12 protein-coding genes and 1 pseudogene are annotated in these 12,115 nt (G+C 46.8%); 6 read left to right on the forward strand and 7 right to left on the reverse strand.

Annotation, left to right across the window (positions count from 1 at the left end):
• Position 1: 1 nt before the first annotated feature.
• The 3 genes from LJF29_RS17580 to LJF29_RS17590 all read right to left on the reverse strand — a co-directional run bounded on the left by LJF29_RS17580 (position 2) and on the right by LJF29_RS17590 (position 2,096).
• Positions 2-880, reverse strand: a complete 879-nt coding sequence (locus tag LJF29_RS17580) for a TetR/AcrR family transcriptional regulator (protein ID WP_168746934.1) — start codon at positions 878-880, stop codon at positions 2-4.
• 162 nt (positions 881-1,042) lie between these two features.
• A complete protein-coding gene (locus LJF29_RS17585) occupies positions 1,043-1,792 on the reverse strand; it encodes an NADPH-dependent oxidoreductase (RefSeq protein ID WP_010333031.1) in 750 nt (249 codons plus the stop codon).
• A gap of 16 nt (positions 1,793-1,808) precedes the next feature.
• Complete coding sequence (locus LJF29_RS17590) at positions 1,809-2,096, reverse strand: putative quinol monooxygenase (protein WP_003225015.1); 288 nt, start codon at positions 2,094-2,096, stop codon at positions 1,809-1,811.
• 140 nt (positions 2,097-2,236) lie between these two features.
• On the opposite strand from LJF29_RS17590, the gene LJF29_RS17595 reads away from it, so the two are divergent.
• Positions 2,237-2,551: an ArsR/SmtB family transcription factor gene (locus tag LJF29_RS17595; RefSeq protein ID WP_010333032.1), complete on the forward strand. Its 315-nt coding sequence runs from the start codon at positions 2,237-2,239 to the stop codon at positions 2,549-2,551.
• 3 nt (positions 2,552-2,554) lie between these two features.
• Here LJF29_RS17595 and LJF29_RS17600 read toward each other — a convergent pair.
• A pseudogene (locus LJF29_RS17600) lies at positions 2,555-3,992 on the reverse strand (PLP-dependent aminotransferase family protein); the annotation flags it as partial.
• 105 nt (positions 3,993-4,097) lie between these two features.
• On the opposite strand from LJF29_RS17600, the gene gabT reads away from it, so the two are divergent.
• The 4 genes from gabT (at position 4,098) to gdh (ending at position 8,663) form a co-directional block, all read left to right on the forward strand.
• Entirely contained in the window at positions 4,098-5,411 is a 1,314-nt protein-coding gene (gene gabT / locus LJF29_RS17605; protein ID WP_229149902.1) for a 4-aminobutyrate--2-oxoglutarate transaminase, read from the forward strand.
• A gap of 70 nt (positions 5,412-5,481) precedes the next feature.
• On the forward strand, positions 5,482-6,870 hold the full coding sequence (gene gabD / locus LJF29_RS17610) for a succinate-semialdehyde dehydrogenase (protein WP_101863991.1): 1,389 nt from the start codon (positions 5,482-5,484) through the stop codon (positions 6,868-6,870).
• Positions 6,871-6,995: 125 nt separating this feature from the next.
• The gene (glcU, locus tag LJF29_RS17615; RefSeq protein WP_229149911.1) at positions 6,996-7,859 is read left to right on the forward strand and encodes a glucose uptake protein GlcU; all 864 of its coding nucleotides are present in this window, start codon (positions 6,996-6,998) and stop codon (positions 7,857-7,859) included.
• 18 nt (positions 7,860-7,877) lie between these two features.
• On the forward strand, positions 7,878-8,663 hold the full coding sequence (gene gdh / locus LJF29_RS17620; protein WP_010333037.1) for a glucose 1-dehydrogenase: 786 nt from the start codon (positions 7,878-7,880) through the stop codon (positions 8,661-8,663).
• A gap of 42 nt (positions 8,664-8,705) precedes the next feature.
• Here the strand turns inward: gdh and LJF29_RS17625 are convergent, their stop codons facing one another.
• Genes LJF29_RS17625 through ycnK form a run of 3 tightly spaced genes read right to left on the reverse strand, consistent with a single transcriptional unit; the run spans position 8,706 to position 11,571 of the window.
• Positions 8,706-9,326, reverse strand: coding sequence for a YcnI family protein (locus LJF29_RS17625; RefSeq protein ID WP_229149912.1), 621 nt, complete (start codon positions 9,324-9,326; stop codon positions 8,706-8,708).
• Between the two features lie 12 nt (positions 9,327-9,338).
• On the reverse strand, positions 9,339-10,964 hold the full coding sequence (locus LJF29_RS17630) for a copper resistance CopC/CopD family protein (RefSeq protein ID WP_229149913.1): 1,626 nt from the start codon (positions 10,962-10,964) through the stop codon (positions 9,339-9,341).
• A gap of 34 nt (positions 10,965-10,998) precedes the next feature.
• Positions 10,999-11,571 carry a copper uptake transcriptional regulator YcnK gene (ycnK, locus tag LJF29_RS17635; protein WP_229149914.1) on the reverse strand — a complete coding sequence of 191 codons (573 nt, stop codon included), beginning with the start codon at positions 11,569-11,571 and terminating at the stop codon, positions 10,999-11,001.
• A 161-nt stretch (positions 11,572-11,732) separates the two neighbouring features.
• Here ycnK and LJF29_RS17640 point away from each other — a divergent pair, with 161 nt between their 5' ends.
• Positions 11,733-12,086: a hypothetical protein gene (locus tag LJF29_RS17640; protein WP_010333041.1), complete on the forward strand. Its 354-nt coding sequence runs from the start codon at positions 11,733-11,735 to the stop codon at positions 12,084-12,086.
• Positions 12,087-12,115: the final 29 nt, after the last annotated feature.

The raw sequence follows: 12,115 nt of genomic DNA on the forward strand, positions 1-12,115 counted from the left end.
TTTAAGTAATTAACAGTGTTTTTAACATAGAAATAGGCTGTGTTAAAACACCGGTTTGTTCCAGATAGCCAATCAGTGATTTCAATAAAAAGGCGCGGGGCTCTTCCTTTTTTGCTTCCTCTTCCAGCATGGCTGCAGCTGATGCCAGCTCATCGATGTCATAATCCGCGGCGGGCAGGGAAGAGATGCCTTTATGTAATTCTTTCAGGCTTTCTGATAACAGGAGTGATTTATCCTTTGGCTGGTAGGAGGACGCCGATTGGATATAGAGCTCGATGGTCTCAGGCGGAAGCAGGGACTGCCGCGTTTCTCTGTTTTTGATAATCTGATTGAGGGTGCTGATGATAAACGCTGCGATCGGGTCAAGGTCAAGCGGTTTTTCCTCTATTTTGATCAGCATTAAAAATTCCCGCATCATGCCGTGAAGAATGATGACCAAATCCCATACAAAAGGGAGGATGGCTTCTCCATAGGCCTGAATCAGCGAATCCCGGTGCCAGCAGATAATCGTCGATCTGGTCTGATGGATATGCTGTTTTACACGGTCATTGTGCAGCTTGGGGTTTCCGTAGGTCAGCATATTAAAAAACTGCTGATTCCGCCTGAATCCTTCCAGCTCCATTTTGACCTTTTGAATCAAACGCTCCTCCGGTGTCAGCGCGGTATTTTCCTGCAGTCTTGATGCCGCGGCCACCATCTGCTTTTGGTTAAACGTCAGCAGCTCCAAAAGCAAATCTTCCTTGGATTGAAACAGCTTATATATAGAAGCTTTTGACATCTTACATTCTTCCGCGATTGCCTGCATGGAAACCGACGTAAAATCCTTTTCAGAAAAAAGCTTCCGCGCGGCTAACAAGATTTCTGTTTTTTTATCAAGCATCTCATGGCTTCCTTCTTTCTTGAACAATAGAAAACCCATTGGTTCACAGAAAACCAATGAGTAACATTGATAAAATTTTACCAAATAAACAAAATGAAAGTCAATGGATTTTATCCGGACAAATAAAAAGGCCTGCCGGAATTCCGACAGGCCGGGTGAGGCTTATTTTTCAACTTTAAACCCTTGTTTTTCGAGCATTTCACGAATATGCGGATAGTACAGGCGCTCATAGTATGAGGCGATTCCTTGTGACCAGTTTCGTGTTTCTTTTCCGTTGGTCCGGTTCTTCATGTATTCGGCCATTTGTTCATCATATGACTGAATGTGTGATGTCAGCTCGTCCTGCTGCAAATACGTTTCTTTATGATAAACCGCTGCCTTTGGAAGGCGGGGTTTTTTTGCTGAACGATCAGCAGGATGGCCGATGACAAGACCAGATACAGGGAAGACGTATTTTGGAAGCTGAAGCAGCTCGATCAGTTCATTTGGGTTTCCCCGAACTGCGCCGATCGGAACAGTGCCAAGCCCGAGTGATTCAGCTGCCGCTGTCGCCGTGCCAAGTGCGATGCCGGCATCTACAGCGCCGACAAGAACGGATTCTAAACCGTTTGTGATTTCCATGTTGAAGTCATGCAGATCTTCAAGCGCAATTTTTGCCCGGTTGAAGTCTGCGCAGAAAAGCAAGAAAACCGGAGCTTGGTCAATCCAAGGCTGTCCGCCCGCCAGTTCGGAGATTTTCTTTTTCCGCTCTTTATCCTGAATCGCGATGACAGTCACTTGCTGCCCATTGATAGAAGTAGGGGCTGATTGCACCGCTTGTATAATATGGTCTAGCTGCTCTTCTGACACCGGCTCATCCGTATAGCTGCGGATGGAGCGGTGATCTGTTAATGATTTGATTACTTCGTTCATGTGAGACATCCTTTCCTTACTCGCTGAGCTCTGTGCGGACAACATCAAGAGGAGCGCTCAGCAGTTCTTTGCCTTTTGCTACAAACCCTTGGAAATGCGCAGTTTCATTGTGGGATTTCATCGCCGCTTCATCTTTCCATTGTTCAAGCATCACAAATGTATTTTCTTCGCCTACTTTTTCAAAAAGGTCGTATTGGGCGTTGCCTTCCTCAGCTCTTGAATGTTGAACCAGCGATTGTGCCTCGCTCAAAAATTCTTCACGTTTCTCGGGTTTTACTTTGATATAAGCTTGTAATACGATCATGTAAATCTCCTCCATTTGTCTTTTAAATTTATTGTTCGAATTTGATCGAACTAAATGTACCATGTAATCAAAATCAGGTAAAGGAAAAACCCTCAAATAGTAAAATTGTCATTCTAATTGTTGTGTGATACATTTGTGTCATGAACATTCCAAACCATCCAGAAACAGAAACGTTGCAGCTGACAAAGGTTCTTCACGCACTGAGTGATCCGCTTCGTTTAGAGCTGGTGAAGCAATTGGCCGAAGCAAAAGAGAAAACGTGCGGCACCTGTGCCGATGTACAGGTTGCAAAGTCGACCTTGTCCCATCATTTTAAAGTATTAAGAGAATCGGGCATCGCTCAAGTACGCATAGAAGGAAAGCGCCGTTATTATTCGCTTCGCACAGAAGATCTGGAAAGGGCATTTCCGGGCCTGCTTAAAGCAGTGCTGAACGTGGACCAGGAGCGCTGGTAAAAAATCCCCTGAACAGGGGATTTTTTTATGTCCCATAAACAGCGCGGCGAAGTCTTCGCACACCTTCCTGAATGTCCTCTTCCCTCAGCCGTGCAAAGCCGATGATGAGCGCGGGTTTGTCCGGCTGCGGACGGCTTTCTTTTAAGCGGAACCGGCTCATCCCGAAGATTTCAAGCTGCTGGGCGGCGGCATGCGCGAGTATCTCTTGTTCCGTGCGGCAGGTGTAAAATTCGGTGACGAAATGCAGTCCCGCATTTGCCCCTTTTACCGTGATCTCTCCTCTAAACTCTGATTCTAATGCGCTGATGAGGCGTTCTCTCTTTTCTTTATAATGCTGCTTCATTTTTTTTATATGCTTCTGATATTCTCCAGACTCAATAAATTCCTGCAAGGCGATCTGTGTGAGCGACGAGCAGGTCTGCAGGTCATAACCCCGCTTTTTGTAACCCCGTAACAGCTCCGGAGGCAGTACCATGTAGCTGATCCGCAATCCGGGAAGAAGTGATTTTGAAAAGGTGCCCATATAGATGACATTTTGAAAGCGGTCGAGGCTTTGGAGCGCCGGGATACTGTCTACGTCATATTTAAACTCGCTGTCATAATCATCCTCAATAATATAGCGGCTCGGCTGCTCCGCTGCCCAGTTCAGCAGCTGAATTCTCCGGGATACAGGCATAATCGCTCCGGCCGGGAATTGATGCGAAGGGGTAGTGATTAATACATCTGGGTTCTGTCTAATGATTTCAGAAATGGAAATCCCTTTTTCATCAAGCATAATCGTCTTCACCTGTTTTCCGGTATGTTGCAAAAGCTGGTACATTCGCCTGTAACCAGGCTCCTCCATCGCATAGACCGCATCCTGAGGCAAAAGCTCCGTCAGCAGCTGCATCAGCACCTGAGTGCCCGCCCCGATGACGATTTGTTCCGGCCGGCATTTCACCCCCCGCGTCAGAGAGATGAGCCTTGTAATGGCGGCTCTTACCTCATATATGCCTTGCGGATGAGACATGTCGCCGAGCGTGCGGTATGAGCGGGCAGCCGCTTTTTGCTCACAGCGAAACCAGCTTTTCATTGGAAAATGATCTGTATCGGCACTCATATGTGAAAATGATATCCAATCGCTTTGATCGATATGAACCTCTTTCAGGTCATCCGGCAGTGAAGATGAGGGCTGTTCCTCAGAGGAAAATGTGTCCAGGTGTTCCACGAAAAAACCCTTTCTTTCTTCAGCGTACAAATACCCTTCCGCGAGCAGCTGCTGATAGGCTGAATTCACAGAGTTTACGCTGACCTTCAGCTTTTCAGCCAGCTCTCGTTTGGAGGGAACCTTCGAGTGGGGCAGCAGATTACGGCTGAGGATTTCGTTTTTTAGTTTTTGATAAATCTGCTGATAGATATAATCAGCTTTTTCTGAGCGATCGAGCGTGATTGTGATGTCCATTGCGGTTTCTCCTTCTGATACCATTAAAAAGTTATAATTGGTACTTTTCATCATACCAAAAAGAAGTCAGAATGATAAGAAAACAATGACAGTGGGGGAATTCACATGAGTCAAACAACCGCATCAACTTTCACTACCGCAGAGTGGCAGCAAAAACGGGACCAATTTGTCTCAAAGGGCGTGAGCAACGGAAACCGCAGCCTGGCGGTAAAAGGAGAGGGAGCAGAGCTGTATGATTTGGACGGCCGAAGATTTATTGATTTTGCTGGCGCCATTGGAACCTTAAACGTCGGACACTCGCATCCGAAGGTGGTAGAAGCTGTGAAGCGGCAGGCGGAGGAGCTGATCCATCCCGGCTTTAACGTCATGATGTATCCGTCTTATATTGAATTAGCTGAAAAGCTTTGCGGCATTGCGCCTGGAACTCATGAGAAAAAAGCGATTTTCCTCAACTCCGGAGCGGAAGCGGTGGAAAATGCAGTGAAAATCGCCAGAAAGTATACCAAGCGCCAAGGCGTTGTCTCGTTTACACGCGGGTTCCACGGACGCACGAATATGACAATGAGCATGACAAGCAAGGTGAAGCCGTACAAATTCGGTTTTGGTCCATTTGCATCAGAGGTATACCAGGCGCCGTTTCCATATTATTATCAGAAGCCTGCCGGACTGAGTGACGATGCATATGACGATATGGTCATTCAAGCGTTCAATGACTTCTTTATCGCAGCCGTTGCTCCTGAAACGGTAGCGTGTGTTGTGATGGAGCCGGTGCAGGGAGAAGGCGGATTCATTATTCCTTCTAAACGGTTTGTGCAGCATGTTGCTTCCTTCTGTAAAGAACACGGCATCGTCTTTGTAGCCGATGAAATCCAAACCGGATTTGCCAGAACGGGTACTTATTTCGCGATTGAGCATTTTGATGTCGTCCCAGATCTAATCACGGTTTCGAAATCTCTTGCGGCCGGTCTGCCGTTAAGCGGTGTGATCGGACGCGCGGAAATGCTTGATGCGGCGGCGCCCGGAGAGCTCGGCGGCACATATGCGGGAAGTCCGCTTGGGTGCGCGGCGGCATTGGCAGTTTTGGATATTATTGAAGTAGAAGGATTGAATAAACGTTCTGAGGAAATCGGCAGGATCATTGAAGAAAAAGCGCTTGAATGGAAAACAGAATACCCGTGTATCGGCGACATCCGCAGACTTGGGGCGATGGCAGCAATCGAGATCGTCAAAGACCCTGAAACACGTGAACCTGATAAAGCGAAAGCGGCAGCGATCGCAGCGTACGCGAATCAAAACGGGTTGCTGCTGCTGACAGCCGGAATCAACGGCAATATCATCCGCTTCCTGACGCCGCTGGTTATTTCAGATGACCTTCTGAATGAAGGGCTCCACATTGTGGAAGCAGGTCTGCGAGCTTAATCATTGGAAAGACCGCACACGGGTCTGCTATCATTTTAAGTAAATCCAAGAATAGAAAGGAATGTTCAATATGCCAGATCAATTAACGGTCTACAACCCGGCTACAGGCGAGGCGATCAAAACGATTCCTCAGCAATCAGCCAAAGAAGTAGAAGAAGCCATTGAACGTTCACATCAAGCGTTTAAATCATGGTCTAAAACATCAGCGAACGAAAGAGCGTCTCTTTTGAAAAAGTGGTATGAGCTCATCGTTGAACATAAAGAAGAACTTGCAGATTTAATTACGAAGGAAAACGGAAAACCGTACCAGGAAGCTGTCGGAGAGGTGCTGTACGGCGCCGGTTATATCGAATGGTTCGCAGAGGAAGCGAAGCGTGTATACGGAAGAACCGTTCCGGCTCCGACAACCGGAAAACGAATTGTCGTGACGCGCCAGGCAGTCGGCCCAGTTGCCGCGATTACGCCTTGGAATTTCCCAAATGCGATGATTACACGTAAAGCGGCGCCTGCTCTTGCTGCCGGCTGTACGTTTATCATCAAGCCGGCGCCTGATACACCGCTGTCAGCCTATGAACTTGCACGCCTCGCATACGAAGCAGGCATTCCAAAAGATGTGCTTCAGGTTGTCATCGGTGATGGCGAGGAGATCGGAAACGTTTTTACAAGCAGTCCGAAAATCCGCAAAATCACCTTTACAGGATCAACACCTGTAGGGAAAATCCTGATGAAAAACAGCGCCGATACTGTGAAACACGTATCCATGGAGCTCGGCGGACATGCCCCGCTGATTGTGGATGAAGATGCAAACATTGATCTTGCTGTTGAACAGGCAATGGTGTCTAAATACCGAAACGCGGGTCAGACTTGCGTATGCGCCAACCGGCTCATCGTCCATGAATCCATCAAAGATGAATTTGCTGCGAAACTGAGCGAGCAAGTATCGAAGCTAAAGGTAGGAAACGGACTTGAGGAAGGCGTAAACGTCGGTCCGATTATCAACAAAAGGGGCTTTGAAAAAATCGTCAGCCAAATTGATGATGCGGTTGAAAAAGGAGCGAAGGTTGTCGCTGGGGGCACTTATGAACGAAACGATGATAAAGGCTGCTACTTTGTCAATCCGACAGTGCTCGCTGACGTCAATACGTCCATGAATATCATGCACGAGGAAACATTCGGCCCTGTTGCGCCAATCGTCACTTTTACAGATATTGATGAAGCCATTGAGCTTGCCAACGATACACCGTACGGCTTGGCTGCTTATTTCTTCACAGAAAATTACCGCCGCGGCATTTATATTTCCGAGAACCTCGAATACGGAATTATCGGCTGGAATGACGGAGGGCCGTCCGCGGTTCAAGCTCCGTTCGGCGGAATGAAAGAAAGCGGAATCGGCCGTGAAGGCGGTTCAGAAGGTATTGAACCATATCTCGAAACAAAATATATGTCCATCGGTTTATAAACGAAATGATATGCTCCTAAAGAGGTGCCGGAAAATCCGGCACCTCTTTTTGTGTTTCAGCGAATAAACACATCAATTCCAGCCAAAATAACAGCAAATACATTTTGAAAGAAGGTTCCCCAACAATGGATTTATTACTGGCTCTTCTCCCTGCTTTGTTTTGGGGGAGCATTGTTCTCTTCAATGTTAAATTAGGCGGCGGGCCTTACAGCCAAACATTGGGAACGACGATCGGGGCGTTGATTGTTTCTATCGTTATTTATTTGTTTGTCCAACCCGTCCTGTCCATGCGCATTTTTATCGTTGGAATTATATCCGGATTATTTTGGTCACTTGGGCAGAGCAACCAGCTCAAAAGCATTCAGTTAATGGGTGTGTCCAAAACGATGCCGATTTCCACGGGGATGCAGCTTGTTTCCACCTCACTGTTCGGTGTCATCGTTTTCCGAGAGTGGTCAACACCGATTGCGATTACACTTGGAATCCTCGCTCTTATCTTTATTATTGTCGGTATCGTTCTCACGTCATTAGAAGATAAGAAAGACAAAAAAGATGGAGAGCCGAGCAACTTAAAAAAGGGCATTTTAATCCTTCTGGTCTCGACACTGGGATATTTGATTTATGTTGTTGTCGCAAGGTTGTTCAATGTATCTGGATGGTCCGCCCTGTTGCCGCAGGCGATCGGGATGGTCATTGGAGGGGTCATACTAACCTATAAGCACAAGCCCTTCAATAAGTATGCCATCAGAAATATTCTCCCGGGCTTAATCTGGGCAGGTGGAAATATGTTTTTGTTTATTTCTCAGCCGAAAGTCGGCGTTGCCACAAGCTTTTCTCTCTCTCAAATGGGAATTGTCATCTCGACGCTTGGCGGTATTTTTATCCTGCGTGAAAAGAAATCAAAACGCCAGCTGATTGCGATTGCGATCGGGATTGCACTGATAATTGCGGCTGCCGTATTCTTAGGAATCGCCAAAACGAATTCATAACAATTAAGGAGGATGGATATGTATCCGGATTTAAAAGGAAAAGTCGTCGCTATTACAGGAGCTGCTTCAGGACTAGGAAAGGCAATGGCCATTCGCTTCGGAAAGGAGCAGGCAAAAGTTGTAATCAACTACTACAGTAACAAGCAGGATCCAAACGAGGTAAAAGAAGAGGTCATCAAGGCAGGCGGTGAAGCCATTGTCGTCCAAGGAGACGTAACGAAAGAGGAAGATGTAAAAAACATCGTCCAAACAGCGATTAAAGAGTTTGGCACACTCGATATTATGATTAATAATGCCGGTCTTGAAAATCCCGTACCGTCTCATGAAATGCCGCTCAAGGATTGGGAAAAAGTCATCAGCACGAACTTAACAGGCGCCTTTTTAGGAAGCCGTGAAGCGATTAAATATTTTGTTGAAAATGATATCAAAGGAAGCGTCATTAATATGTCGAGCGTCCATGAAGTGATTCCTTGGCCATTATTTGTTCACTATGCGGCAAGTAAAGGTGGAATCAAGCTGATGACGGAAACATTGGCACTGGAATATGCGCCGAAAGGCATTCGTGTCAACAATATCGGGCCTGGCGCGATCAACACGCCAATCAATGCTGAAAAATTTGCTGATCCTAAGCAGAGAGCAGATGTTGAAAGCATGATTCCGATGGGATATATCGGTGAACCGGAGGAAATTGCGGCAGTGGCAGCCTGGCTTGCTTCGAAGGAAGCCAGCTACGTCACAGGCATTACGTTATTTGCGGACGGCGGAATGACACAATACCCTTCCTTCCAGGCAGGACGCGGATAAATCAAAAAAAGCGATCCAGAACTCATCTGGATCGATTTTTCTTTAGGCGCGCTTTTTCTTTACAAGAGCTGCAACAGATAAAATAATAGCGGCTGCAGACAGCACAATTGCTGTTATATCAAGAGCTGATGAACCTGAGTCTGCAGAAGCAGAATCATCTTTCGTTTGAGTGGCGCCGTGCTCGTCTGTTACTTCTTTGGATGTAGTGATTTTTGTAATGGCATGAGGCGTATCCGCATCTTCATCGCCTGTCCATTCAACAATGCTGCCGTCTTTGTAATATTGATAAGCATCCCAAGCGGCTTCCTCCGCTTTATCAGGGTTCTTGGCAACAAAGGTAAACTGCTGGAACTGGCCTTCCTGAATGCCCCCGCCAGTGGCTTCCCACGTCACGGACACTGATTTGTCGTCGTGTTTTGCAGTAGACACCTTCCAGCCCGGAACCGGTTCGTATTGCTGGAACTCAACATTCTTTGGCATTTTTAAAACAACCTTTGTTGTCGGCTGATTTTTTTCGGAAGGAACCTTCATTGTGTAGGTCTCCCATGAGCCTGCGGCTGATTCTACCGGTTTTACAGACACGTGCGCGCTGGCAGGCGCCGTAAAGAATAAAAGAGAGCCGATAACAGCTGGACATAGTGTGAATGCGATTTTTTTAAACAATTCAAACACTCCTTAATTTGTCTTTGTAAACATGATATTGATTTCGTTAAAGTCGCCGGTCAGTCCGTGGACTTTGATCTTCCAGTTTCCCTTTTCATTAATAGACAGGTTTTCAGTCTGGAAGATGCCATCTGTTTTTTCTTTCAACTGAAACGTGCTTTTGTTTTTACTGCCTGACAGTCCCGTTTTATAAACGGTCAAGGTGATTTGCTGAATGTTTTTTGCTGGGTCTCCGTTATGATCGGTAACCCTGAGTTCAAACACGTTTTTGCCGGGCTGGTTCGGGCTGATGCTGAGAGATACACTTTGCCCGTTTTCAATCGCTTTGGTTTGATAAAACGGTTCCGGTGCAGGCTCAGGCGGACTTGGCAGACTTGTAAATACGGCGGCTGTGATCAGGACAGCGATGCCGATTGCCCATTCCGCTTTTAGCGTGCGGGTGATTTTGGACCCCTGCCGTTTTCTGGTGAGCAGAAAATGAATACCGCCCAGAATCAGCATCAAAACAAACAGTCCGCTTTTGACTAACAAGGCTTGGCCGTACGCCGTATGGAAAAGAGAATCCATTGACCGGATGATGAAAAATCCATTGAGCAAGCCCGAGAACAAAATGACACCGACTGCAGTGAGCGCCCATGGAGAGAACCGTTTTACCGTCTCCCATGCAAGCGTCTTGTCCTGCTGTCTCCACTCCTGTGAAAGCAGGAAAACGATGGCCGCTATTCCGCCGACCCAGATAGAGGCGGAGGATAAATGTAGGAAATCCATCAAGATACCGACCGTTTTTTCTTCTACAACAGCGGCATGTCCGGTAAACGCTTTGGCAAGCAGAAGACCGAAAAAGAAAATGAGCGGCGCCGTCCAATATGCGAAGGACGCAAAACGCTTTTTGCGTAACACTGGGATGGCAGAAAGGACGAGCAGTACGTACAGCACGGCTTGAATCATCCAAATTGTGCCTCCCGCGGTTTCAAACAGCGTTTCTTTCATATACCCCGGCTGAAAGGCATTGGCCCAGCCGCCGCCTGTATTTGCTTTTGTCTGTAACGGAAGCTGAAGGAGGAGCGCCAGTCCCAGCACAGTGACTGAGATGACAAGCAAACGCTTCGTCCGTTTGGCGAGGTTTTTTCCGTCCCCTTTATACCAGAAGAGATGGAAGAAAACGGTCCCGATAAACAGAGAAAAGGCTGTATACAGAATGGCACGATCTGCAGCTGTTCCCGGATTAAGCGCTGAGCTCGATGTTTTCTGGCTGCTGAACCCTCCTTCCGCTTTGCCGATGCTGAACGGAATGACGCCGGAAACAGGGTGCCCGTCTGCCGAAACGGCATTCCATTCCGCTCTGTACACGTCATGAGGCAGATTTTTTTTCAGCTTCACGGTCATGATGTGATTGTTGTCTTTTTTGATTTCTGTTTTGTCCGTATCCACCCGGTCACCGTCTGAATTATAGACTTTAATGTAGTGAAAGCCTTCTTCAACAGGTTCATTAAATTCAATTTCCACCTGTGCGGGAGCGCTTTTTAATTCACTGTTTTCTCCGGGTGAAGATTTGACAATATAGGCGTGAGCAAAGCTTGTTTTCGGCAGGAAAACAAGAAAAAGCAGAAGGAAGATCCACCATCTGTTTCGTTGCATTACTCAGACACCACCTTCCGCTAGTTATGTTGTGTTATTTCTTGGTGCATGTGCAGCGTTTTTTTCTGTCCCGTAGCATGTCTTCCAGCGCTTGATCGAAGGTGCGGACGGCTCCGCCAAAGCCTTTTTGAAACCGTTCAGCATGGTCAAGAGCCGCAAACGGTATGGCCTGCGGCTGGCAGCAGTGCAGATTTAATTCGGCGTTTACAACAAAATAAGCCGAAGCGGCACTGACCGTAGTTTGTAACAGAAAGTCTCTGCAAATCAAATGAGAAACCTCTTCCGTTTTATCTGCATACCGCAAAAACGCGCAATGTGCGCAGCACAGCTGTTCAATGTCTTGTGTCACCGTGATCAGCTGGACCGAATAAGCTTGATTCGCTGGCTTCAGGCAATAGCTGCACATGTGATCAGTCTGAGGCGCACGGACTGGGAGTGTGATGCCGCCGGCTGTTTTTATCACCTGGTTTGATTGGACAAGCTGATTCACATCTCTGTATACCGTCATTTCTGACACACCGAACCGTTGACTGATATCAGAAATTCTTAGGGCGCCTTCTTCTTTCAGCCACTCAAGTATGTGCTGCTGTCTATTAATCGGAAGCATTCATACATCCCCTCCATTAAGATCTTCTTAAGCGTAGAGGATTTCAGAGACTGAGACAAGTATGCTGATGATAAAAAATGTGAAAATGTGTTGAACAGTAACAAAACGAAACAGAGTGGTCTCTGGTATAATGGACATATGAATGGAGAGTGAAATACCATATGAAAGAAACTGTATGCCCGAACTGCGGCAAACCTTTGACAGGCGATATGGTCAGATCGTCAAATGTCCCGTGCCAATTTCGCTGCGGACACTGCCGGGAACGGCTTTATGAATATAAAGTATCAGCACCGATTATGCTGGTATCATTAGCAGTCATCGTGCTGCTCATTTATCTGATGCTGCTCCTTCGCAATGCAGCAGGCTCATTGATTCCGGCCGTTCAGCATGTGCCGATGGCTGTTTTTGCACTTGTGTGCGCCTATCCCGTTTTTATTGTGAGTGAGCGGATGATCGCAAAGTACGTAATTCAAAACGGAAACATTATTTATAGAGGAAAGAGAAAAGGCTCCTGATACCAGGAGTCTTTTTATTTTTAAAAAAT

Origin of the sequence: Bacillus sp. LBG-1-113 (genome assembly GCF_020708615.1) — a bacterium.
GTDB lineage: Bacteria > Bacillota > Bacilli > Bacillales > Bacillaceae > Bacillus > Bacillus mojavensis.